The organism is Siphonobacter sp. SORGH_AS_1065 (genome assembly GCF_030818595.1).
In the GTDB taxonomy this organism is placed as follows: domain Bacteria; phylum Bacteroidota; class Bacteroidia; order Cytophagales; family Spirosomataceae; genus Siphonobacter.
Genome location: NZ_JAUTAM010000004.1, coordinates 3,210,651 through 3,235,379, shown reverse-complemented (window position 1 = coordinate 3,235,379; position 24,729 = coordinate 3,210,651). Strand labels below are relative to the sequence as shown.

The window sequence follows — 24,729 nt, the reverse complement described above, 5'->3', positions numbered from 1 at the left end:
AATTATTTACCTGTGATTATAATTAAATTCCGTAAAAATCATATTTAGCAAAATATTGTCCCGTTTTACATAAAAAACAAACTTCATAATTTGGTTTTTATAAAAAATACATATAACCTTGTACCTATAAATAGTTCAAGAATTAGAACTCTCTTCTGAAGTAAGTTTGCCTGGCCGCACTATGGAGAGCTTGCTTTAGTCAGGAAGGAAAGAAATCAGTTGATGACGGATTGATTTACTTCGTGAATCAACTAACGTATAACCTATGCGTTAGTATGGTTACCTGACTAGTATAGAAATTGACTTATACTTTACTAATGAAGTAACGTAACACGCCGCTTGTTACGCTCTGACACTGAGTGACATGTTTTCCGGAAACATGATCACGCAGTTTACGTTACGGTTCCACAGGTCAATCGGAAAGATTGCGGCCCTTTCCCTGACCTGTGGCCGTACGTATGAAATTTGTTTCCGCAATCGTTTTTTTCCACTATAACTAACGCACTACTCGGAACATCTACTCATGCAATACCTCTTTTATCCCAAGTTTTAGGTTCTGACGCTACATCCTTTCCAGCGGCAGTGGGCCTTGATTTACCTGCCCTTTTCTGTGCACCCGTGTATTCTTTTTGTTCAACTACAAATGGTTGAATCTCCCATTTATCACGCTTGACCAAATTATTTATGAAGAAAAATCTACTATGGCTTCTGGCCTTGTTGATGGGCTGGTCTTTTACGGTTTCGGCTCAGAGTCAGATTCTTAGCGGAAAAGTATATTCGGATGATGACAAGCTGGGGCTACCCGGTACGTCCGTATCCATCAAGGGTACTACGATAGGCACTACCACTGACAGCGATGGACAATTTAAACTGACGATTCCCGCCGGTGGAGCCACTCTGATCGTTTCTTTCATTGGTTACATCAAACAGGAAGTAACCATCACCACCCAAACCTCACTTGAGGTGTATCTGAAACCAGAAGCGGGGCAGTTAACGGAAGTAGTAGTAACGGCATTAGGGATTCAACGGGAGAAAAAAGCTCTGGGCTACGCCCAGCAGAGCCTCAGCGGAAAAGCCGTAGCCGAGGTTCGTCCTGCAAACGTGGCCAATGCCCTTTCGGGAAAAGTGGCGGGGTTACGCATACAATCTGGCACCGGGCCGGGCTCGGGTTCAACGATTCAGATTCGGGGAGCTTCTTCAATTACCAATAACAACCAGCCACTGATTGTCGTGGACGGCGTTCCGATTGAACAAAGTTTCAGCAAACGCCTAGGCGGTGGCATTGCGGATATTAACCCGGAGAACATCAAGGATATTTCTGTTTTGAAAGGCCCTTCGGCCTCTGCCTTATACGGCTCACGAGCAGCGAATGGCGTTATTCTGGTCACAACGAAAGATGGCTCAGGGCAACAGGGTATTGGTATAGAAGTAAACACGAACTACACCGTCGAACGTCCCTGGATTTCTCCAAACTTCCAGAATACCTACGGCGGCGGCAACGGCTACCGTACTTGGTACCACGACGGCTGGAGCGGTGCCATTACCGATCCGAATGAGATTGCCCAGTACCGGGCTGCCTATGGCCCTTATGCTCCATTGACCGGAACGGAAGGCACCGATGAAAGTTGGGGTGCTCCGATGGACGGTCGACTGGTTCGCCAGTGGTGGACGGGCACGGACGTAGCTCCTTTGGTACCCATGCCTCATAACTATCAGGACTTCTGGCAAACCGGAAGTACCTGGTCAAATAATATTGCGATTTCGGGCGGTAATGACAAAGGCAGCTTCCGGCTGGGCTTAGGTCGGCTGGATCAGAAGGGCATTATGTATTACAATGATTATCACCGGAATAATTACAAACTCAATACCAATTATAACTTCACCCCAAAACTTAACGTATCACTTTCTGCGGAATACATTCAAAGCGGCTCTGGCAACCGGGGTTACTCGGGTGGCCAGGAATTTATTTGGTCACACCGCCAGACCGACTGGAATAAGATTCGCAACTGGCGGGATTATACCAGCGTCCATATCCAAAAAGCGGGCGACGGTAACCCACCCAACTGGCAGCATACCTTCTTCACGAACCCTTATTACATTCAGGAAATGTTACCCAGCAGCGACACCAAAGATCGGTTAGTGGGCAATATGGCGATGACTTACAAAATTCTTCCCGACCTGAGTGTGATGCTTCGTTCCGGTACGGATTTGTGGACGCAAACCGCTATTAACGTCGGTAATTTCGAACGCGTTCGAAACGGTACACGCGTATACGGAGCCTACTCGGAGGAAGTTATTCGCCGCCAAGAGAACAATACCGATGTCATTTTTACCTACAAAAAAGACATTACCGAAGCTTTTTCGCTGAACGCTACAGCGGGTGCTCTTTTACGGACGAATTATTACAAACGAAATTATACAAACGTGGGGCAGTTGGTCGTGGACAGGGTGTATAACCTGGCCAATTCCATCGCCACGCAAAACACGGTTGCCAGCCGCATTGAGCGAAAAGAAAGTCAGTCGGTATTTGGAGCCGTGAACCTCGGCTGGCAAAACATGCTCTTCCTGGATCTTACCGCCCGGAATGACTGGTCTTCTACACTGCCCGCCAGTAACCGCAGTTACTTCTATCCTTCGGCGGCTTTAAGTGCGGTAGTTTCCGACATGGTGCCTTCGCTGAAGAATGGCGTGCTTTCGTTCCTGAAAGTTCGGGGTAGTCTGGCTCAGGTAGGTAACGACACCGATCCCTATCGCCTGATGCCAAGTTTCACACCAGCTACGTCCTGGAACGGCTCCTTACCCGAGTTTTTTGAACCCACCCGTAAGCCCAATAACCTTCTGAAACCTGAAATCACAACGGGTCAGGAAGCCGGTCTGGAAGCCCGTTTCTTCCGGGGACGTCTGGGTCTGGATGTAACGTACTACTCTCAAACTACAAAAGATCAGATCATTCCCGTTCAGTTATCAAAAGCAACGGGTTACAACGAGGCCATTCAGAACATTGGTAAAATGCGAAACCGGGGTATAGAAATCAGTATTACCGGAACGCCGCTGAAACTCAAGAACGGCTTTACCTGGGACGTGAGTCTGAACCTTGCTCGTAACCGTAACATGGTGATTGAGTTATTGCCAGGCGTCCTTAATAACCTGGTTATCAACGAAAGAAGAGGTTTAACGCTGGAAGCACGGGCCGGGCAGCCTTATGGCACCCTATATGGCTATGGGTTTGAACGTGTACAAAGCTCTGACCCTTCAGCGGCTTATTATGATCCCAGCGGTCAGTATACCGGGCAGTTGGTGCTGAATAATGGCTTACCTGTCCGCTCAACAACGCAGAAAATTCTTGGTAATGTTCAGCCTAAATGGACGGGCGGTTTCTCAAATACGTTCTCCTTCAAAGGATTTATTCTCTCCGCACTGATTGATGCTAAAATCGGCGGCGATATGTACGATGAAGGAACGGCCAACGCCCGCTGGACGGGTCAGTATGCGGAAACTGCGATAGGTCGGGAAGAAGGCGTGATTGGTCAGGGTGTTAGTGCCGTTCGCGGAGCAGACGGCGGCTACACCTTTACCCCCAACTCAACCATCGTGGCAGCCAATCAGTATTATGGCTATAACAACCCCCGTAACTATCACGAAGCCGCCATTTTTGACGCTTCCTATGTCAAGCTTCGGGAGGTTTCTTTCGGGTATCAGATTCCTTCGGCAATTATCAAACGGCTTCGCTTGCAGTCCGCCCGCCTCTCCGTGGTGGGTCGCAATGTGGCGATGTTATTCCGAAATCACCCCCACGCTGATCCTGAAATTGATGCCAATGGCGGCAATGCCCAGGGCTTTGGTTATGGTGAACTGCCCTCTTCCAGAAGTATGGGCTTTAACCTCAGTCTTGGATTCTAACGAGCGGATCACCCGTAACTCGCTTGATGATTAATCACCGATAATCACTGAAAAATGAAGCTACTTTCACTGAAAAATATAACCCTAGCAGCCGGAATTGCCCTGATCTCTTCCGCTTGTACGAGTCGATTTGATAACATTAACAAAGACCCCAACAGTCCTACTACTATTTCACCCCAGTATCTGTTAACCTACGGTCTGGAGAAATCCATTGATCGCTATTGGGGCACTAGTACCCGTTTTGAACGACTAAATCTGGATGCGGCAGAGTTATGGATTCAACACCTGGGCCGGAATATTTATTCCAATGAAGGCGATAACTACGAAGCTTCGCAGGCCCTGATGCTCAATAACTGGCAGTCGTTCTTCAATGATTCGCAGTTGAATTTTCAGCGAATCCTAACGATCACCGCCGAAAATGGCAGCCAGCCTCATACGAATTACTACGGCGTGGCTTTGGTGATGCGAACCTGGGTTTTCTCTTTATTAACGGATACGTTTGGAGCTATCCCTTATTCCGAAGCTCTCAAAGGCGGCACTGACTCCCCGATTTTAACACCTAAGTACGATTCGCAGGAAGAAATTTACACGCAAATGCTCGCGGATTTGAAAACGGCAAATGAAAAGCTTTCGGTTACGGGCCCGGCTATTTCGGGAGATATTGTTTACAGTGGCAGCATTCTGAAATGGAAGAAATTTGCCAACTCCCTGCGGTTGCGGTTAGCGAATCGTCAGGCGGCTAAGAAACCTGCCGCCTCCCGGGCCATTATGAAGGAAATTCTGGCTGACCCTACGACGTACCCCATTTTCACCAGTAATGACGATAATGCGACTTTAAAAACCACCACGTCTCGCCCCTCCAATAACGAATGGAATGAAACCATGATTTGGGGCAGCCGGACCGACTGGAATTTATCGAAAACGCTGGTTGATAAGTTAGTTTCCCTGAATGACCCCCGGCTCGATGTTTACGGTACCCAGCAGGGTAATGTCTGGCAGGGCGTTCCTAATGGCTTACCCGATGCCATCGCAACGACTTACCTTTCTACAGCGGCTAAAATTGGAACCACGTTTACCAAAGCCGATGCTCCAGAAGTAGTGATGACGCTGGCCGAACTTAACTTTATTCTGGCAGAAGCGGCCATCGACGGTGACATTGATGGAGGAACAGCGACAGCAAAAGATTACTTCGAGAAAGGCGTGAACGCCTCCATGGCCCAATACGGCTTAACTACGCCCGCCAGCTATTTCACGACGGTAGGAACGGTTACTCGCGAAAAAATTATGGAGCAAAAATGGATTAGTCTCTTTGCCAATGGCGTAGAAGCCTGGGCAGAATGGCGTCGGACGGGCTTGCCCGTTTTCCCCGCCAAAGATCCTCGTTCAGTTTTTGCGAATGATGGTGTCTTACCCACTCGCCTGACGTACCCTGGCTCGGAGGCTTCTCTCAATGGTGTGAACATGAAAGCAGGTATTGCCCTCAACGGCGGTGCCGATGACTTCAAAACCAAACTCTGGTGGGCTGAAAAGTAAACAACTTTTCAGCAGGTATTAATCTCAGCAATGAAGCTTAAGCGACAGATTTCATGAAAAAATTCTTCACTCCCCTCGCCTTCCTGATTGGTTTTGGTTTCATAACGGCTTGTCAAAAAGCGGAAGATCCCTTTGTTCCCCGGGTAGTTTCGCCCGTACTGGTTCAGGTACTGGGAGCCCCTTACCAAATGGATTTTGCCACCGAACCTACGGTAACACTGGACGGTACAAAAGCTACCACGCTAACCGCCCGAATTCTGGAGCTGGACAAGACGAATATTCTGGATCATACCAAAGGCATTGATTCCATTCCGGTAGCCAATTTACCTGTCAAATTAACCCTTCGCAATGGCACCCAGATTGGCGAAGCAACGACCGATAGTAAAGGTATTGTAACCTTTGCCATGACCTGGGCTCAACTGGGCATTTCGACTCCGGCTTCGGGGAATCGGGCGGCTATTAGCTGGAAGGGCGAATACAAAGGGCAGGCCTTTACACGTCTGTCAGCCGTTCAGGTCAAGTAAAATACATCAATCTAACATACACGTCTAAACTTATGCATCGATGAACCGTCGTAACTGGCTTAAATCCGGGGCTTTAGCTATTGCCGGAGCCACCGTACCTGATTTCTGGCGACCCGCCGAAGCAGCGGAAGTCGGCTTGCCTCACCTGGCAGGCATGGCTGTGAAGGCTCGTCTGAATAAAAACGAAAACCCTTACGGTCCTTCTCAAAAAGCTCAGAAAGCTATTGCCGATGCCGTTTCCAGCGGCTGGATGTACCAGCACGAAGCGGCGATGGCCTTCCGTAAAATGATTGCCAAGGAAAACGGCGTTACGGAAGCACACGTCATGCTTGGGGCTGGCTCGGGTGAGTTACTGATGGCTTCGGGGATTTATTACACGATCAAAGGCGGTTCGGGCACCAATATCGTCGGCGGCGACCCAACGTATATGCAATTACTGAGGGCCGCTTCTGATCTGGGTAATACGTTCAAGAAAGTCCCTGTTACCAAAGACTTCACTTACGATTTCAACGGCATGGCGGCGGCTGTGGACAGTAAAACTTCACTGGTTTATCTCTGCAATCCGAATAACCCGACGGGTGTGCTGGAAGATGCTTCTAAAATGTCGGCTTTTTGTGAAGATATGGCTAAGAAAAAACCCCTCTTCATCGACGAAGCTTACATGGACTACGCCGCTGACCCCAAAGCCAGCAGCATGATGGAACTGGTTCGCAAAGGCCATAATGTCCTCATCGCCCGCACTTTCTCAAAAGTTCATGGTTTTGCAGGACTACGCATTGGTTATCTTATTGGGCAGCCCGAAACGTTGAGAGAAATTAATAAATATTGCACGGGCGGCGGCAGCATTTCAGCTACGTCCATGAAGGGAGCCATCGCCAGCTACCTGGATGAGGATTTTATTACTTACTCCAAAGCCAAGTGCAAAGAATCGAAAGAATATCTGTATAAAGTTCTTAAAGACAAAGGGTATGAATACCTACCTTCGTCTTCCAACTTCGTGCTTTTCCCACTCAAATCGGACGGTAAATCGTTCGTTGAAAAAATGGCTCAGAAAGGGGTTGCCATTCGAAACTGGGAATTCGCCGGCCAACACTGGTGCCGCGTCTCCATGGGTACGCTCGACGAAATGAAGGCGTTTGGAGAAGCGTTCGATACTCTTGCTTAATCAACCTCTGCTCTATATGTCTGAACCGCTCTGTTTTCAGAGCGGTTTTTTTTTCATTTACTGTTTTCGGTGGTCTGTTTTCAGTTTTTACTCAGTATGACAATAACCCCAGAGGGGTTGAATACGAGTAACCCCGGATGATAATCCGAGGATTAATATAGGAATTACATCAAAATAAACGGTTTCGATTTTTACCTCAACTTCTATTCAACCCCTTCGGGGTTGTCTTTTCGGGGTTGTTGTATAATACCTCAATTTTTTATTGCGAACCATTAATTAATTCACCTATCCGCTTAGTTTTCAAAACTTTATTACATATTGCACAAGTTAATTCCCCAAATCAAGCGGTTCATTTTTCACTAATAAACCGTGTCTCAACCTAAATCTCCTAACCTTCTATGAGTACTGTACCACCTTTCCCAACCGATTCCTCTTTCAACACACCACCCAAGCCCTATAACTGGCTGGTTCCGGCAATTTTGGTTACTCTTTTCTGCTGCAATTACCTGGGCGTTGTAGGGGTAGTTTATGCAGCCCGGGTTGAAACCAAGTATAATCTGGGTGATTATGCAGGTGCTGACAGTGATGCCCGTCAGGCAAAACTCTGGACGCTCGTTCCGCTGGCCGTTGGCGTGGTGTTATGGCTAGGTTTCGTGATTTTCTACGGAGCACTTATATCAAGTACCCTCAAGAGTGGTGGCGTTCCCAGCACTTACTAATCCATGGTTTCTACTTTACGACTTTTTATTTACTGGATAATGGCGGCTATTCTGGTAGCCGTCATTTTTCTCTATTATGAATTTAACCCGGTAGAGCACGCATTCTTTCCGCCCTGCCTCTTCTATAAATATACAGGTCTTCACTGTCCCGGATGCGGAGCTCAGCGAGCGTTGCATCAATTACTACACGGTAACTTTCGGGAGGCATTCCGATTTAATGCTTTGCTGCTACTGATGATCCCTTACCTCAGCCTTGGATTCGTACTGAGTATCCGAACGCACCTCCTCGGTTTAGGATTTGAAACCTTACCCCAAGCGTACCGAAACCCCAAGGTCATTGCAGGTTTACTGACGCTGGTTTGTCTTTTCTGGATTCTTCGCAATATTCCTATGGCTCCCTTCAACTGGCTGGCTCCTCAGTAAATGAAATGCCTTAGCTTCTCTGGCAAAAGTTCATTACCAGTTGCCATTCTATATTCCATCCATTCGCACATTGCCAAACTTTTCTTTCAGATTCCAATTCATACACCTAATTTTATACGGATAATTATTCATCTGACTGATTAGTTATTTTACTATTCCCTTGATCTCCTGATCTCTCTTTCCAATGAAAAATCTACTATTACCTCTCCTGGCCTTTGGTGTTACGGGGCTGGTTCAGGCTCAGACCTTAACGGGATTTACCCCCGCCCGCGAAGCCACCGAACTTAAAATGGAAGCGGAGTTCAAAAAGCTACAGTCTTCAGCTGCCTATCGCAAACACCTGGAAATGCTGACTAGCACTCCGCACGTGGCCGGAACACCCGAGAACGAAAAAGTTCGGGATTACATCGCCGAAACCATGCGGAAAGCAGGCTGGCAGGTAGACATTTATCCGCATGATATTTACTTACCAAAAGGTCCGGGAGACGTAGCAGTAGAAGTAGTGACTCCGATTCGTCAGCCACTGAATATCAGAGAATATCTTTTCCCCGAAGATAAATACGCCGCCGATCCGCGACTAATGCCCGGCTGGAATGCCTACTCCGGTTCGGGTGATGTTACTGCGGAAGTAGTATACGCCAATTATGGTCGGAAAGAAGATTTTGAGAAGCTCAAAGATCTCGGCATTTCCGTCAAAGGCAAGATTGTTCTGGCTCGTTACGGCGGAAATTTCCGGGGCTATAAAGCTCAGTTTGCCCAACTCCACGGTGCAGCCGGAGTCATCATTTACACGGACCCCGCCGATAATGGCTACATGAAAGGATTAACCTTCCCCGAAGGCCCTCAGCCCAGTGAAAGCGTGATTCAACGGGGTTCGTTACTAACGGTGAACTACACCGGTGATCCCCTCACTCCCTTCGAACCAGCCTTACCGATAGATGGGAAAGTAAAGGTTAAACGCCTGGACCCTAAAGATGTTGATCTGCATAAAATACCCGTCACTCCCATTCCTTATGCTTCGGCTCTGGAAATCATGAAGCAAATGAAGGGAGCCAAAGCCGTTCCCGGCGGCTGGCAGGGCGGCTTACCTTTTACGTATCGACTGGAAGGTGGAGCGGATTTGAAAGTGCGTTTGAAAGTAAAACAGGATATTGCCATTACCCGAATTTACGAAGTGGTAGGAACGCTCACGGGCACCGATTATCCCGACGAATGGATCATTGCGGGTTGCCATTACGATGCCTGGGCTTACGGTTCTACGGATCCCAATAGCGGAACAGCGATGCTTTTGGGCCTGACAGAATCTTTAGGAAAGCTGGCGAAAAATGGACAAAAACCCCGCCGAACCATCAAGGTGGCTCACTGGGATGCTGAAGAATTTGGAGTCATAGGTTCGGCGGAATGGGCGGAACAATTCCGGGATGAACTGACGCAGAAAGCCGTCGCTTACATGAACTTCGATGCAGCAGTATCGGGTAAGGTTTTTGGAGCAAGTGCTTCGCCTTCTCTTAAAAAGCTGGTAATCGAAGCTGCCAAATCCGTCGATTACCCGGACTCTAATAAAACAGTATATCAGCACTGGATGGCTCAGGGCACGCCCAAAGGCGGCAGCACGGTAGGCATTGCCTCTTCGGCTCCGGCATTGGCAGCCAACGAACCCATCATTGGTAATCTGGGTGGTGGCTCCGACCACATTGGCCCTTACATGCACGTAGGGGTGCCTTCGCTGAGTGCGGGCGTGGGCGGTCCAACGCTTTACCACTCTTCTTATGATGATTTATTCTTCTATCATAAGTTCGTGGACTCGACTTACAAAATGGGCCCAATGGTGGAGCAGGTAGTAGGGACCATGGCCTTACGACTGGCCAATTCGGATGTATTACCCTATGACCTCGTTCGATACGCCAGTGATTTAACCACGCACCTGAAAGCTGCTGAAAAAGCCATTAAAGCTTATTCGCCAACTTATACGATTGATCCTATTCTTTCTGCCGTGACTGAATTGAAAAAAAATGCTGAAGCGGCGGAGGCAGCTCGGCAACATTACCTGGCAGCCGGACGTAAGGATAAAGTTGCTGAACTTAACAAGGTCATGCAGCAATTAGAACAATCCTTCATTGATAAAAAAGGCATGGCTTTTGGTCCTTGGTACCGCTCCTTATACGCTTCTTCGGATCCGTACAGCGGCTATGCTTCCTGGATGTTACCCGCTCTGCTTTACGAAGCTTCCCTTAAATCAACGGCTAATTTGCCTGAGCTAGAAGCCCGTCACATCAAAGCCATTCAAAGTTTAAGTACGAAGTTGGCTACCCTTACCAATACGATGGAAGGTACGGGCGGATCATCCGTGGGAGGTAAACCCTAACCTATTCCAGCTACTCACAAAAAAAGGCAAGCTTCTGCTTGCCTTTTTTTGTGAGTAGTAGTATTATAACTAGCCATACCATACATGTACAAACATTAAATGTATATAAATATCATATTATTATACAGTATTTGTTACAGATCATAGAGCAATACAAACCTTTTAGAGTAATAAACTTACCATTTATCTAAGCATAATCACTCAATTATTATCCCCTTATACATTTGTAAAACGATTCACAACAGAAGTCCCGAATACGGTCTATTGGTCACCTTCAATCTTAATACGTAGTAACTAGTGCCAACTCATCATTGCATGCATATGAGTCCTGCGTTTTTCAAATCTATTTTCCATACATTCTGCCTATTCTGAAAATAGATTTGAAACTCGGCTCCGTCTACCAACTCACGTTAACGATTAACCGGCGGAAATCTAATTAATAGAAACTATTCAACCTTCAATTTTATTAAGACTATAAGGAGCTTTTACTCATCCAACCCAGGGTAAAAGCTCCTTTTTATTCATTTTTGCCAGGAAGTAATACGCCAGTCTCCGTAAACAGGGTCTTTGGCGGGTAACTCAAGTGCAGCTATGTTTTGATCTGCTTGAGGTCGTTCGCCTTTTTCTCCCTTCAGTAAATCCCAGTCTTTCCCTTGCGGATACGCTCCTACCACTCCGAAATCGGTACTGGCTTCTATCTTTTTATGGCCCGTTCCCGCCGGAAGAATCAGCACATCTCCCGCTTGTACGCTTAATACCTGGCCTTTTTCGCCCCCCAATTGCAGTTGAGCCTGGCCTGAATAAATACCCAGAACTTCGTGCGAAGTGCTATGGTAATGATGAAAGGGATACACGCCATTCCTCCACGAGTTGGTCCAATCATGACTGGCAAAACGATCTTCGAGCCATTGAGCGGCTCTATTCCCGGTTTCTTCGGTTACTTTTCGATAAATAACTACGGGGAGCTTGTTATTAGGAATCACGCCGTCGTCTTTGAAATACAGCAATTCTGGTTCCATAAGCATCTTTTTAAAAAGCAGATTTAACGACTCCGCCATCTACCCGCAAAGCCGCCCCATTGGTTGCCGATGACAAAGGACTCGACACATACGTAACTAGATTGGCCACTTCTTCGGTCGTTGCGAAGCGTTGTAACAATGACGTAGGACGGTCTTTTTTAAAAAATTCCTGCTGAGCTTCCTCAACGGTAATGTTCTCTTTCTCCGCGGTTTGTTTGACTCCCTTTTCATTGCCTTCCGACCAGGTCGGTCCGGGCAAAACGGCATTAACGGTCACCTCCGTTCCCTTGGTTAACTCCGCCAAACCTCGGCTAATCGCCAGCATAGCTGTTTTTGTCATGCCGTACTGAATCATGTCTTCCGGTATTTGAATGGCCGATTCGCTGGAAAGAAATATAATGCGGCCCCAATTCTGAGCCAGCATTTTAGGGAAATAATACCGGGACAGTCGAACACCACTCAGCACATTGACTTCGTAATAGTTCATCCATTCTTCATCGGTAATTTCTGCGAACGGTTTTTGTCCGAATATGCCGACATTATTAATCAGGATATCTACTTCCGGGACTTCTTCCAGCAGAGCATTCACTTCCTCTACTTTTGAAAAATCAGCGGTAACGCCTTTCAGTTTCGCGTCTGGAATAGTGGCTTTGATGTTTGCGATCGCTTCTTCGACCCGCTCCTGCGTTCGGCCATTTACATACACGGTTGCTCCTTCCCGAGCTAATCCCTGAGCAATTGCCAACCCAATGCCCGCCGTTGAGCCCGTCACCAAAGCTACTTTTTCAGTCAATTTTAAATCCATTGTATTACATTTTAAATGGTAGAAAAAGATAAGGTACTGGTATGGCTCCCTCTTATGCTTTCACTCTTTCAGCGAAAGAAACGTACCAGTCCATCGGCTTGAGTACGTAGCGAATTTTAGGGTTCCCATCGCCAAAAGTTTCCTTTCAATCCCTAAGCCGTAGGCGACCTCAACGCCTTCGCGTGAATCGGCGTATGGGCTGTTAAATCATTCCAACGAAAACCGTGAAAAGAAGAACTGCTCCCCTATTATTAGCTCTGTGCCTCGGAATGGGCCTTTTTGCCTGTAAAAAAAATACCGAAGATGCCACTCCCGACACTAACTCAAAGGAGCATGTAGCCGGTAATCAGTGGATTTATGAACAAATGGCGAGTTACTATTTCTGGACCGACAAGCTCCCCAGCGAAGCTAATACTGACCAGACGCTGGAGCCAGAATCGTATTTCACCTCTTTACTAAACACTTACAACGCCACCTCCAATCCTGATGGAGATCGCTTCTCTTATTTCTCCCCGGACGCAGCAACGCTGGAAGCGGCTTTGAATGGCGAAAGCCTCACCACGGGCATGCAGTTTCGATTGTTCTATCGCGATAATGCTCGGGTAAATATCGTTGGACAGGTATTATATGTGCTGAAAGGTTCTCCGGCAGCGGCGGCGGGCTTCAAACGCGGCGACGTTTTCACGAAAGTTAACGGCACCACCCTTACCACTACCAACTATGAGTCGTTACTGTACGGTTCAACCACTTCTTATTCGTTTACCCTGGGAACCGTCAGTACCAGTAACACCATCGAGGATACCAGCACGACACTGGCCGTAACCGCCACGACTTTTCAGGAAGATCCGGTGTTTTTGGATTCGACCTATACGGTTAATGGAAAGAAGGTGGGGTATTTGGTCTATAACCAGTTTGTTTCCAGCCCGAATAACTCTTCCAGCAATGCCTACGACAATCACCTGCGTCAGATTTTCGGAGATTTTAAATCGGCGGGCGTTCAGGAATTAATTCTGGACTTGCGGTATAATCCCGGCGGTTCAGGTGCGACGGCTACTACTTTGGCGAGTCTGATTGTGAAGTACAGCGGAGCTACGCAGATTTTCTATAAAGAAGAGTATAACAGCCAGATGAATCAGTACCTCCAGCAACAATACGGCAGCGACGCTTTCAACGCCTATTTTACGAATGAATCCAATAATGTTGGCAATCAGATTAGTAAGGTTACGATTTTAACTTCGGAGTGGACGGCCTCTGCCAGTGAGCTGGTTATCAATGGACTAAAACCCTACATGACGGTTAATCTGATTGGAGAAACCACTTATGGGAAAAACGTAGGCTCTACCACTTTAACCGACGATACAGGTAAATATTCATTCGCATTACAGCCCATTATCGTGAAGGTATATAATAGTCTCGGGGCATCCGATTATACGGCTGGTTTTACGCCTAATACCTCCCTTTCAGAGCCTTTTAATCTGTACGCCTTAGGAAATACGCAGGAAACTTTACTGAATGCAGCCTTATACGGTACCAGTACAGGAGGCCGTCAGGCGGCAGGGGTGGCTAGTCTTTCTTCGTCGATTACGAAGAAAGCAACTTTTGGAAAGCTACTCATCCGCGACAAAGACACTGCGGTAAAGAGTTTTATGAAGAAACGAACTTCTGTTTTATAACCCATACCACACGTATTTAGTAAAACAAAAGCGATGGACTCTCCGGAATCCATCGCTTTTGTTTTACTGAGCTTTTATTAATTCAACACGACAACTTCAGGAGTGGCCGTATCGGCTGGTTTTTCTTTCTCATCGGGAAAAACGAACTTGATCGGACGATCCACTTTTTCTTCCAGTAAGGCCGCCTCCAGTACTTCTTCTACGCGGTCTACATAATGGAAAACCAGATCCTGAACGTACGAAGGGTTAATCTCTTCGATGTCTTTGCGATTTTTCTTGCAAAGAATAATCTCCTTAATACCTGCTCGCTTCGCCGCCAGAATCTTCTCCTTGATACCGCCTACGGGCAATACTTTACCCCGAAGTGTAACCTCTCCCGTCATGGCCAGGTTAGACTTGACTTTCCGTTGCGTAAAGACTGAAACCATCGAGGTAATCATCGTAACCCCGGCAGAAGGTCCATCTTTCGGCACCGCCCCGGCAGGTACGTGTACGTGCAGGTTGTAGTGTTCGAATAAACGGTGGTCAATATTCAACTCGTCGGCGTGGGCCTTGATGTAACTCAGAGCAGTGATAGCAGACTCTTTCATTACATCACCCAATTGTCCTGACAGGGTAAGCGTACCACGGCCCCGGTTCAGGCTAGATTCCACGAAGAGGATTTCACCCCCTACGCTAGTCCAGGCCAGACCCGTTACCACTCCGGCGGTATCGTTATTATCGTACTCGTCTTTATCAAAAAATTCGGCTCCCAATAACTTTACCACGTCTTCCGTACGCAGTGTCTTGGGATACTCCTCTTCCAGAGCAATGGCTTTGGTAATCTTCCGAACGATGGAACCAATCTTCTGTTCCAGCGAACGAACGCCCGATTCACGCGTATAGCCTTCGATTACTTTCTGAATGGCCGCATCCGTGAAATTCAGCATCTTTCCTTCCAGACCGTGCTCCTGTTTCTGTTTAGGAACCAGGTATTTTTTAGCAATCTGTACTTTCTCTTCCATCGTGTACCCCGTCAACTCTATGATCTCCATCCGATCCCGAAGGGCGGGCTGAATGGGTTCCAGCGAGTTCGCCGTGGCAATGAAAAGTACTTTCGATAGATCGTACTCTACTTCCAGGTAATTATCCTGAAAGCTACCGTTTTGTTCAGGATCAAGTACTTCCAGCAATGCCGAAGACGGATCACCCCGGAAATCGCTCGATACCTTATCTATCTCATCCAGAATAAATACAGGATTGGAAGATTTTGATTTACGAATGTTCTGAATCACCTTACCGGGCATCGCACCAATGTAGGTTTTCCGGTGACCCCGAATTTCCGATTCGTCATGCACGCCACCCAGAGCCATTCGAACATACTTGCGTCCCAGAGCTTTCGCAATGGAACGGCCCAAGGATGTTTTACCTACCCCCGGAGGACCGTAGAGACACAAAATCGGGGCTTTCATATTCCCCTTCATTTTCAGTACGGCCAGGTATTCAATAATCCGTTCCTTGATTTTCTCCAGCCCGAAGTGATCCTGATCGAGGATTTTCTGGGCTTTTTTCAGATCAAAGAAATCTTTGGTATAATCATTCCAGGGTAAATCAACCATCAATTCCAGATAGTTCATCCCAATCGGATACTCCGGCGACATGGGGTTCGTCCGGCGTAGCTTACTGATTTCTTTCTGGAATTGGTCATTTACCTCTTTACTCCATTTTTTCTGAGCCGCTTTAGCCTGGAGGGCATCAATTTCCTGCTCGGGCGAATCAATACCCAACTCTTCCTGAAGTACCTTGATTTGCTGACGGATGTAATAATCCCGCTGTTGCTGATCAATTTCGCTGCTGGCTTTGGTCTGAATTTCCCGCTTCATTTCCAGTAACTGAATATCCTTCAGCATTACGGCCAGCAATTTTGTGGCCTGCTCTACGGAATCAAACGTTTCCAGCAGCCCCTGTTTTTCAGGCTGATCGGCGTTGGTATTGGCAGAAAGGAAATGAATGAGGAAGTTATTCGACTCAATGTTGTCCAGAGCGATCTGAGCTTCTCTTGGAATTTCAGGGTTGAGGTTCAGCGACTTATGAGCGGCATCCCGCAACGACTGAATGAGAGCTTTGGCTTCCCGATTCGGTTTTGCTGGAAAATTGTCGTCGATGTAATTTACCTGAGCCAGAAAATGAGGCTCTTCTTTCAGGAATTCCTGAATCTGGAAGCGTTTTTTCCCCTGCACAATGATCGTAACGTTCCCATCGGGCAACACAATCATTTTCAGAATCTGGGCGAGCGTTCCTACGCGGTAAAGATCTTCCGGTGTAGGTTCTTCCTTTTGCGGGTTAGCCATAGCAACCACGCCCACTACCTTATTTTTAGCTTTGTATTGCTTCTTTACCAGACGGATAGACTTCTGACGCCCGACCGTTACCGGAATCACCATCCCTGGAAACAGCACAATATTGCGAATGGGCAATATGGGTAACTGTTCGGCATAATCCGCAGGATCATCATTTTCATCAAAATCGCCAGCTGACAGAGGAATCATCTCCATGCTGTCAAATTCAGACATTTCGACTAGTTGTAGGTTGGTGAGTGAACTGGGCTTCTTTTTATTCATATAGCAAAGACCTGTCATGTTGGCAGGCAAATATTCAATAGTGAAACGAAACTACTACAAAAGTTTCTGATAGGGAATAGGTGAAAGGACTATGCCAACACTTAATTATTATTTGGTTCATCTAAACTACACTTTAAACCTATACTTCATTCCGACAAGAGAAAAATTTTATCTTACTTTTTTTGAAAACAATGCACAGGTAAGCTTTTCGGTTGCCGTATCTTTACTCAATGCCTTTGATTACTCATTCTTCCTATAAAGCCCCCAAGGGGTTCAGAAATCCACATTTGTCGACGATTTATCCCAGCACGTTCAGACGGGTGCAGGGGGTAACGTATGTACGTGAACGTTTAGAATTAACAGATGGTGATTTTCTTGATTTAGACTGGAGTTATGCTACTGGAGACCACCTTGATAATCCGCTGATTTCCAGCACTAAAAGACCACTGGCAATTATTTCACACGGTTACCTCGGAAATAGTACCCGTCACTATGTGCTGGGCGGTGTTAAGTCCTTTAATCTGGCAGGTTATGACACTTTGGCCTGGAATCATCGGGGCTTGGGGGGCACCTGCAACCGACTGGAAAAGATAACTACTCACGGCAGCACGGATGAATTAAAGGAAATCATAAGCTATGCTTTATCGCGAGGTTACACCTCCCTGATTCTGGTGGGCTATAGTAAAGGGGGTAATCAGATTTTGAAATACGCTGGCGAACTGGGGGCTGCTCTCCCCAAGGCCATTCAGGCGATGGTGGCCATTTCTACCCCAACCGATATGGCGGGTAGCATGGCGGCGTGTCGCGGAACGTTTTATGAATGGTATTTCATGCGGAAGCTTCGAAAATTCATGGCTACCCGACAACATCTAATATCCCCAACGCAATACGCAGAATTTGCCCGGTACCGTACGCTCGACGACTTCACGAACGAATACGTTTCTCCTTTGTTAGGCTGGAAAAATTACGCGGAAGCCACCTCTGCCCTGCCTTTTGTCGAACACATTCAGGTTCCAACGTTGTTATTAAATGCTCAGAATGACCCCATTCTTTCGCCAAGTTGTTCGCCAGAAGCCTTAGCCCGAAAATCGGATTACCTCTGGCTGGAAACGCCTCAGATGGGCGGTCATTGTGGTTTTTATGAAAAAACGACCGACGGCCTGTGTTGGGCAGATCGTCGGTCGGTTGAATTCGTTTCGCAACTCATTTATTCCAGGTAATCCAGCTCTTTGCCAAACGTCTCTTCAACGCTCCAGTTGGAAAGGAAGGCCAGTCCCAGGCAAACCAGACCAACCGTCAAAGCCGAACCAATCAGGCCCAACGAAGGAATAAAGCTCTTGAATAACAAACTAATAGGAATAACGGCTCCGCGAACGAAGTTGGGGATCGTAGTGGTTACCGTTGCCCGAAGGTTAGTGCCAAATTGCTCCGAAGACATCGTCACGAACATGGCCCAGTACCCGGCAAAAAAGCCCAACACGAAGCAGAGCCAGTAAAACTCCTGCGAGGAAAGTCCTTGCGAATACATATAATACACTACCAACACCGTCAGCGAAGACAGGTAAAGGTAAATGGCTTTTTTACGACTCCGAATCTGCTGACTGATTAACCCTACAACCAGATCACCGATGGAAAGTCCGGCGTAGAGATACGCAATGGTCAGGTTGGGACGAATGTGCTGAATACCTAAAGCCTTTACCAATTCTGGTGCAGAAAGGACTAATACCGAAATAACATACCAGATTGGAATACCGATGAAGATACAGGCCAGGTACTTTTTAAAGCGTTTCTGATCGGTAAACAAACTCAGAAAATCGCCTTTCTTGACGTTACTGTGCTCCGCTTTTTCGAATAAACCGGATTCGTAGGTTCCAATTCGCAGGGTTAATAGAGCCAGTCCCAAGCCACCGCCAATGAAATAGAGGATTCGCCAGTTGGGAATAAATTCGGGTAATAAAGCGGCAAAAACGGCTCCTGAAGCTCCAAAACCCGCCACAATCAGCGTACCATACCCCCGTTTTTCTTTCGGCATGGTTTCATTAATCAGGGTGATTCCTGCTCCCAGTTCACCGGCTAGCCCAACCCCGGCAATAAAGCGTAAGACGGCATAAATGGTAAGATCGCTGATTAATCCATTGATCGCATTGGCCAGCGAATACATTAAAATAGAGCCAAACAGAACCGACTTTCGGCCTTTCTTGTCTCCAATAACACCCCAAAAAATTCCGCCCAGCAGCATACCAGCCATCTGCCAGTTAAAGAGCGTAGTGCCCTGAGCAAGTAACTGATTTTCAGGAACTCCTAAATCTAATAAACTGGGGTTACGGATGACTCCAAACAGAATCAGGTCATATACATCGACAAAATACCCCAGGGCCGCCACCAGAATGATGGTATATGCGGAACGGGTGGTGCTCGTCGTCAGAGAGCTGGAACTAGACATACTTTAAGAAGGGGGATGTTAAAATAGCCGCTAAAATTACATGATCTGTAAAGTATTATCCAAACCGATATTCTTTTTTATTCACTCTTAAGTCCTACTTTTTATTTGGTCAATACTGATTCCTGGATACACTTCCTTCCGTCTCTAATCCATTTGAGTAGTAAATAAAAATCGCCGTGACTAGTTTGATCACTAATCACGGCGAGCTTTATCAAACCTGAGTATTACCCCATATTACGTCGGGAAATATCCAGGTAGCCCAATACATTTAAAACGACGAAATATCCCAGACTGACCCATTCGTGAAGAACCAGAAAATCGTTGGACTTTCTCATAGAGGATAACAAGGGAAATGCATATGGAAACCAGTCCACGTATTTCCATTGCTGCATTATTAAGACACTGGATAATACGATGCCCATCAGGGCAATACCAATCGGCACAATGATATTTTTGATACGGGTAGCCAGCCAGTAATGAATGCCTGAAACGCCCAGGGTGGCAATAAAGGTTTTAACAATAAATTTCAAAATGATATCAAAGCTGGGTATATGATTCGCAAAACCATAGTTAGGATCTATGAGAGCTAAAATCCCTCCGGCTACCAGCGTTAAGCTATTAAAAACCAGAAAATGCAGGAGAATCAAGCTTTGGATGAGGAGTATCTTCCCAACCCAGACGGAACTTTTCGGGAATGGTTGCGTGAATACATACTTCCAGGTGTTGGAACGATGCTCGATATTGACAATCAAGCTGTTAATGAGTACCGCGTAAAAAGGGATAAACACCGCAATTTCAGCCTGCCAGCAACGCCCGATGAATAAATCCCAGGCATTTATTTTCGCCCCAGCGTAACCAATTTCAGGTTTGGACAAGTACCCGATAAAGAGGATACTTGGAGCAAAAAGTGATCCAATAAAGGTTAGCCATAGGGCCGAAGTATTTCGCGTTTTCAGAATTTCAATCCGAAAGGAAGCAGGTATATAACTTAATAACATCGTTTTGTGAAGGTGAAAGGTTGATAATCAGCGGGTAATATTCAGGAACATTTCTTCCAGATCGGCTCCCTGAATGTTTAGTTCGTACACATCGATTCCAGCCGTTACTAGCGAATGATTAAGAGCCGCGACCTGAGCTTTACTTTCAAAAGGAACGGTTAACTTACCTGCCACTAGCTGAGGTTTCAGTTCCGACAAAATTGACTGAGCCTGTTCGTGATTATTGGTATCAATATAAATCATTCGCTGCTGTGCCTGAGCCGTTTGAAGCTCCTGAATACTACCCTGAAAAAGCAGGTTACCCTGATGAATAATTCCTACGTGCGTGCACATCCGCTCGACCTCCGCCAGCAGGTGACTTGACACGAAGAAGGTAATTCCAAAATCCCGATTCAACTGTTTAATCAGCTCCCGCATTTCAATGATTCCACCCGGGTCGAGGCCATTGGTAGGTTCATCCAGAATCACTAACTCAGGCTGATGAAGCAAGGCCATGGCCAGCCCCAGCCGCTGTTTCATTCCGAGCGAATAAGCCCCGGCTTTTTTAGTAGCCGCGTGCTCCAGCCCCACCATTGCCAGTACTTCGGTAATTCTGGACGCAGGCTTCTGCGTATAGTGTCGGGCGATTTCAAGATTTTGTTTACCCGTCAGGTGCAGGTAAAGGGAAGGCGATTCGATGAGGGAACCTATTTTCTGAAATAAGGCACTTCGATTGGATTCCAACTCCTGCCCGAAGATTTCAACCGTACCAGATTTTGCCTGCAATAGTCCTAATATCAGCCGGATGGAGGTGGTTTTACCGGCTCCATTGGGTCCTAAAAATCCAAATATGGATCCTTGCGGCACCTGGAGATCAATACTCCGGACGATGGGCTGATCTTTTCGAAAATAAAATTCAAGTTGTTGGGTTTGAAGGATTACCATAGGTATAACGGATTCTACATGCCATTATACAAAGATCCCCTGTAGCTGAATATTCCTTTGGGCTGAAAGGCTCCATAAAAGTTCTGACGGCAAGCCTCTAAACCCGAGACATAATCAGTGAACGCTGGGAGTCGAGTTTCAAAAAGATGAAAAGTAGAATAGTAAACGACCATAACCCCGAACCTCCATAACTAAAAAAGGGCAGCGGAATACCGATCACAGGCATGAGTCCAATCGTCATGCCTATGTTAACCAGAAAGTGAAAGAAGAAGATGGATACTACCCCATACCCATACACGCGGGCGAACTTAATTCGCTGTCGTTCAGCGAGAAATATTAAACGAAGAATTAAAGCTATTAACAAGCCAATGACCACGAGGCTCCCGAAAAATCCGTGTTCTTCGCCTACCGTACAGAAGATAAAGTCCGTACTTTGTTCGGGCACGAAATCAAACTTCGTTTGTGTGCCTTGCAGGAAGCCTTTACCGAAAACGCCCCCCGAACCAATCGCAATTTTTGACTGAATGACGTTCCAGCCCGCCCCCCGTTTATGGCTGTTGGGATCAATTAATACTTCTATGCGTGAACGCTGGTGCGGAGCGAGAACATTATGGATGAAGAAGTCGGTAGCCCAGACCACAACCAGACAACCCACATAAATAAGTCCTATAGTAACATACGTTTTCCGAGTTCGCTCATACCGGGGCATAAAGAATAAGACCACACCAGCAATGACAGCAAGAACAATGGCGATAGTCAGGGTATCGACTGTAAGAGCCAGAATCAGTAAGGTCGCTGAAACGATAATAATGGAGGGGTAAATGCCCGGTAACCCTTCCCGATACAGCATCAATACCAGCCCAACAATCACCAGCGTTTGTCCCGTTTCTCTCGATAAAAGAATCAGTAGAATGGGAATTAACATGAAAATCGCTACCGTAAACTGATCCTTAAACTTGGCTAAATTCGTTCCCGGCGTGCTCAGATACTTGGCAATGGCCAGGGCAGTAGCCATCTTGGCAACCTCCGCCGGCTGAAAGCCAACCGGCCCGATTCTAAACCACGAGTGCGAACCTTTAATATCAGCCCCCAGAACCAGAACGCCAACGAGTAATAAGAGAATAAAGCCGTAGATATAAAAAGCAAACGTCTCCCAGAATCGGTAGTCAATCACCAGAATGGCGATAATAAGCAATACCGAAAAACCCGCAAAGACCAATTGCTTACCTGAGTTTGTCTCAAAATTAAAGATACTTATGGGTTGCTCGGGGTTATATACGGCGGCATAGATATTCAGCCAGCCGATGACCACACAAGCCAAGTACAGGGCTATCGTAACCCAGTCAATTCGATTTAAAATGCTATTCTCGCGAGAAGCCAATTTCGTAGGGTATTAGAATCAGTGAAGTACCTGCGGCGATCAATATAAATCGGACAGGAAATCGTTAACTGAGAAATTCGGTAGTGCCTTGGGGGTTGCCGGAATGGCAATTACTTTACCGTTTTGCACGATGAGCGTTTGCTTCCCTGCTTCAGGCTTTGCCAGCAACTTTTTCTTTTTTGACGGTTCGGGTAAACGTAACAAATACTTGTTCATCATTTCCCGTTCCAGGCCTTTATGCGTTACCGTGCCTTTGATATACTTCTCGGCTACCATCATGGCAATGGGAGCAGAAGTTGTTCCCCCCCACCGACCATAATCGACGATGGCCGCGATAGCAATCTTGGGGTTATTGCGAGGGGCAAAACAAATAAAAACCGAGTTATCATCCTGACCGGGGCGATTTTGAGAAGTACCCGTCTTTCCACAGATTTCAAGATCAGGAATCACTGCCGCCCGCATCACCGTACCGTTCCGCACCGCGTCTGACATGCCTGCAATCAGCGTCTCGAAGTGCCGGGTGTCGATGTCCACTGAATGTTTTTCCCGGTATTGCGGGAGTGGATCGTTTTTCGGAGAACCAACGGCCCGCACCAGGTGCGGGGTAATATACCAGCCTCGATTGGCAATAATAGCCGCTACATTGGCCAGTTTAGTGGGGGTAACCAGCAACTCACCTTCCCCAATCCCTACGGAATAAATATTGGAAAATTTCCAGTTATTCTCCCCTTTGTTTCGCTTGTTGTAATAATCAACGTCGGGTAATAAGCCCGTTTTTTCGTAAGGTAAATCTACCCCCAGCTTCTGACCGATTCCAAATTTTGCAACCCGATCATGCCAGCGGGTTAAGCCCACTTTCGATTTTTTGTAAACGTCTTTTTCGTCGTTGTTGTAGATAATCCGACGAAATACGTGATAAAAATAGGGGTTACAGGAAAGCTGAATGGCCCGGTGCAAGTTACTCGAACTTGCTCCACAGTGGCAGTTCATGCGAATGCCGGAGTGACCTAATACCGTACTGGGGCTAATGGCCCCATCCTGTAATCCGACCAGTGTTTCAATGGTCTTAAAAGTTGACCCCGGACGATACGTTCCCTGTAAAGCCCGGTTTAATAAGGGATTAAAGGGATTCAAAGCCAACTTGGCGTAATTCTTCGAATAGTTACGTCCTGACAACAATTTAGGGTCGTACGAAGGCGAGGAAACCATAGCCAGAATCTCTCCCGTATTGGGCTCAATCGCTACCAGACTTCCTGATTTATTCTGAAATAAACTATCCGCGTATTGCTGTAAATCCAGGTCGATGGAAGTATAGAGGTTTTTTCCGGCGATGGGCGAAATATCCGCACTTCCCCCCTTCCAGGGCCCTTTCACAACACCGTGTACATCCTTCATGATGTACTTCATGCCGCGTTGCCCCCGCAGGGTTTCTTCGTAATAACGCTCCAGTCCACTCTGACCGATGTAATCCCCCTGACGGTAGTAACTCTCACCTTTTTCTTCCTGGTCTTCCAGTAATTTAGGACTTACCTCCGCTACATATCCCAGGGCATTAGCCATAGTGGAAGTATTATACGTTCGGAAAGCACTGGTTTCAAAGGTAAAGCCGGGGTAGTCTACCATCGCATCCTGAATGCGGGCAAAGTCTTCTACCGATAATTGACGCATGAATAAAGACGGCTTGAACTTGGAATACGTCCGAGCCACCGAATACATGCTATCAAACTGCATTTTCGTAACACCCAGCAGATTACATAACCGAAGCGTATCTGGTATACGGGCTTTCTTAGGTGTGATGTATAAATCATAGGTAGGGGTGTTATACACAATCAGATTACCCTTACGATCATAGATTTGACCACGATACGGGATCTGTACTACCTTCTCAATTGCATTATTCACGGCAGCTTCCGAGTACCCCTCGTCCACCACTTGTAAGTAAAATAACTTCGCCAGATATACAAGGGCCACCAGCACTACTACCCCTTGTATGATTCCTCTTTTAACTTCTTGCATATTTCCCCGAAAAATTCTCGGAATCAGTCAATTTCCTTTACAAAATTTGTAGTTTTTAAAGGATTTGGCAAGTGGAAAGTTCAAACTTTATAAAATTTAATTTGAACACCCAAAAGCCGATCTAAGCTCTAACGAAGAAGGTACTTCCGTTATTTCAGAGTTATTCCTCATACGCGTTTCGCTCGCCCGTGCTTTTCTACTTGAGAGTAACGGTTCTCCAGGCTTTTCCTGACAAATTTTC

The 24,729-nt window shown here is 46.7% G+C and carries 17 protein-coding genes; 9 read left to right on the top strand and 8 right to left on the bottom strand.

Going from position 1 to position 24,729, the window contains the following annotated elements; all coding sequences use genetic code 11:
* Nucleotides 1-684 precede the first annotated feature (684 nt).
* The 7 genes from QE390_RS13975 to QE390_RS13945 all read left to right on the top strand — a co-directional run bounded on the left by QE390_RS13975 (nt 685) and on the right by QE390_RS13945 (nt 10,629).
* Entirely contained in the window at nt 685-3,900 is a 3,216-nt protein-coding gene (locus tag QE390_RS13975) for a SusC/RagA family TonB-linked outer membrane protein (RefSeq protein ID WP_307142582.1), read from the top strand.
* A gap of 54 nt (nt 3,901-3,954) precedes the next feature.
* Nucleotides 3,955-5,433: a SusD/RagB family nutrient-binding outer membrane lipoprotein gene (locus tag QE390_RS13970; RefSeq protein WP_307142581.1), complete on the top strand. Its 1,479-nt coding sequence runs from the start codon at nt 3,955-3,957 to the stop codon at nt 5,431-5,433.
* Between the two features lie 53 nt (nt 5,434-5,486).
* Complete coding sequence (locus QE390_RS13965; RefSeq protein WP_307142580.1) at nt 5,487-5,957, top strand: hypothetical protein; 471 nt, start codon at nt 5,487-5,489, stop codon at nt 5,955-5,957.
* 40 nt (nt 5,958-5,997) lie between these two features.
* On the top strand, nt 5,998-7,122 hold the full coding sequence (locus tag QE390_RS13960) for a histidinol-phosphate transaminase (protein ID WP_106635537.1): 1,125 nt from the start codon (nt 5,998-6,000) through the stop codon (nt 7,120-7,122).
* Between the two features lie 398 nt (nt 7,123-7,520).
* Entirely contained in the window at nt 7,521-7,841 is a 321-nt protein-coding gene (locus QE390_RS13955) for a CD225/dispanin family protein (protein ID WP_106635536.1), read from the top strand.
* Nucleotides 7,842-7,844: 3 nt separating this feature from the next.
* Entirely contained in the window at nt 7,845-8,264 is a 420-nt protein-coding gene (locus QE390_RS13950) for a DUF2752 domain-containing protein (RefSeq protein ID WP_106635535.1), read from the top strand.
* A 184-nt stretch (nt 8,265-8,448) separates the two neighbouring features.
* Nucleotides 8,449-10,629 (top strand): M28 family peptidase, encoded by a 2,181-nt coding sequence (locus tag QE390_RS13945; RefSeq protein WP_307142579.1) that lies wholly within the window; start codon nt 8,449-8,451, stop codon nt 10,627-10,629.
* A gap of 521 nt (nt 10,630-11,150) precedes the next feature.
* Here the strand turns inward: QE390_RS13945 and QE390_RS13940 are convergent.
* Nucleotides 11,151-11,654 carry a cupin domain-containing protein gene (locus QE390_RS13940; RefSeq protein ID WP_307142578.1) on the bottom strand — a complete coding sequence of 168 codons (504 nt, stop codon included), beginning with the start codon at nt 11,652-11,654 and terminating at the stop codon, nt 11,151-11,153.
* A gap of 4 nt (nt 11,655-11,658) precedes the next feature.
* Complete coding sequence (locus tag QE390_RS13935) at nt 11,659-12,453, bottom strand: SDR family NAD(P)-dependent oxidoreductase (RefSeq protein WP_307142577.1); 795 nt, start codon at nt 12,451-12,453, stop codon at nt 11,659-11,661.
* 224 nt (nt 12,454-12,677) lie between these two features.
* On the opposite strand from QE390_RS13935, the gene QE390_RS13930 reads away from it, so the two are divergent.
* The gene (locus tag QE390_RS13930; protein WP_307142576.1) at nt 12,678-14,126 is read left to right on the top strand and encodes a S41 family peptidase; all 1,449 of its coding nucleotides are present in this window, start codon (nt 12,678-12,680) and stop codon (nt 14,124-14,126) included.
* A gap of 77 nt (nt 14,127-14,203) precedes the next feature.
* Here QE390_RS13930 and lon read toward each other — a convergent pair whose 3' ends face one another.
* A complete protein-coding gene (lon, locus tag QE390_RS13925; protein WP_369804068.1) occupies nt 14,204-16,678 on the bottom strand; it encodes an endopeptidase La in 2,475 nt (824 codons plus the stop codon).
* 278 nt (nt 16,679-16,956) lie between these two features.
* On the opposite strand from lon, the gene QE390_RS13920 reads away from it, so the two are divergent.
* Nucleotides 16,957-17,946: a YheT family hydrolase gene (locus QE390_RS13920; protein WP_307142575.1), complete on the top strand. Its 990-nt coding sequence runs from the start codon at nt 16,957-16,959 to the stop codon at nt 17,944-17,946.
* On the opposite strand, the gene QE390_RS13915 is transcribed toward QE390_RS13920, so the two are convergent.
* From QE390_RS13915 to mrdA, 5 genes are all read right to left on the bottom strand, one after another.
* The gene (locus tag QE390_RS13915; RefSeq protein WP_106635528.1) at nt 17,934-19,169 is read right to left on the bottom strand and encodes an MFS transporter; all 1,236 of its coding nucleotides are present in this window, start codon (nt 19,167-19,169) and stop codon (nt 17,934-17,936) included. The two genes, QE390_RS13920 and QE390_RS13915, sit on opposite strands and share 13 nt — an antisense overlap.
* Before the next feature lie 224 nt (nt 19,170-19,393).
* Nucleotides 19,394-20,167 (bottom strand): ABC transporter permease, encoded by a 774-nt coding sequence (locus QE390_RS13910; protein WP_307142574.1) that lies wholly within the window; start codon nt 20,165-20,167, stop codon nt 19,394-19,396.
* Nucleotides 20,168-20,194: 27 nt separating this feature from the next.
* Entirely contained in the window at nt 20,195-21,091 is an 897-nt protein-coding gene (locus QE390_RS13905) for an ABC transporter ATP-binding protein (protein WP_307142573.1), read from the bottom strand.
* Nucleotides 21,092-21,188: 97 nt separating this feature from the next.
* Nucleotides 21,189-22,472 carry a rod shape-determining protein RodA gene (gene rodA / locus QE390_RS13900; protein ID WP_307142572.1) on the bottom strand — a complete coding sequence of 428 codons (1,284 nt, stop codon included), beginning with the start codon at nt 22,470-22,472 and terminating at the stop codon, nt 21,189-21,191.
* A gap of 39 nt (nt 22,473-22,511) precedes the next feature.
* A complete protein-coding gene (mrdA, locus tag QE390_RS13895; protein ID WP_106635525.1) occupies nt 22,512-24,488 on the bottom strand; it encodes a penicillin-binding protein 2 in 1,977 nt (658 codons plus the stop codon).
* Nucleotides 24,489-24,729: the final 241 nt, after the last annotated feature.

Excerpts from the sequence above, each read along its gene's own strand:
- QE390_RS13975 (WP_307142582.1), top strand. The coding sequence starts at position 685 with ATGAAGAAAAATCTACTATGGCTTCTGGCCTTGTTGATGGGCTGGTCT.
- QE390_RS13970 (WP_307142581.1), top strand. The coding sequence starts at position 3,955 with ATGAAGCTACTTTCACTGAAAAATATAACCCTAGCAGCCGGAATTGCC.
- QE390_RS13965 (WP_307142580.1), top strand. The coding sequence starts at position 5,487 with ATGAAAAAATTCTTCACTCCCCTCGCCTTCCTGATTGGTTTTGGTTTC.
- QE390_RS13960 (WP_106635537.1), top strand. The coding sequence starts at position 5,998 with ATGAACCGTCGTAACTGGCTTAAATCCGGGGCTTTAGCTATTGCCGGA.
- QE390_RS13955 (WP_106635536.1), top strand. The coding sequence starts at position 7,521 with ATGAGTACTGTACCACCTTTCCCAACCGATTCCTCTTTCAACACACCA.
- QE390_RS13950 (WP_106635535.1), top strand. The coding sequence starts at position 7,845 with ATGGTTTCTACTTTACGACTTTTTATTTACTGGATAATGGCGGCTATT.
- QE390_RS13945 (WP_307142579.1), top strand. The coding sequence starts at position 8,449 with ATGAAAAATCTACTATTACCTCTCCTGGCCTTTGGTGTTACGGGGCTG.
- QE390_RS13940 (WP_307142578.1), bottom strand. The coding sequence starts at position 11,654 with ATGCTTATGGAACCAGAATTGCTGTATTTCAAAGACGACGGCGTGATT.
- QE390_RS13935 (WP_307142577.1), bottom strand. The coding sequence starts at position 12,453 with ATGGATTTAAAATTGACTGAAAAAGTAGCTTTGGTGACGGGCTCAACG.
- lon (WP_369804068.1), bottom strand. The coding sequence starts at position 16,678 with ATGTCTGAATTTGACAGCATGGAGATGATTCCTCTGTCAGCTGGCGAT.
- QE390_RS13920 (WP_307142575.1), top strand. The coding sequence starts at position 16,957 with ATGCCTTTGATTACTCATTCTTCCTATAAAGCCCCCAAGGGGTTCAGA.
- QE390_RS13915 (WP_106635528.1), bottom strand. The coding sequence starts at position 19,169 with ATGTCTAGTTCCAGCTCTCTGACGACGAGCACCACCCGTTCCGCATAT.
- QE390_RS13910 (WP_307142574.1), bottom strand. The coding sequence starts at position 20,167 with ATGTTATTAAGTTATATACCTGCTTCCTTTCGGATTGAAATTCTGAAA.
- QE390_RS13905 (WP_307142573.1), bottom strand. The coding sequence starts at position 21,091 with ATGGTAATCCTTCAAACCCAACAACTTGAATTTTATTTTCGAAAAGAT.
- mrdA (WP_106635525.1), bottom strand. The coding sequence starts at position 24,488 with ATGCAAGAAGTTAAAAGAGGAATCATACAAGGGGTAGTAGTGCTGGTG.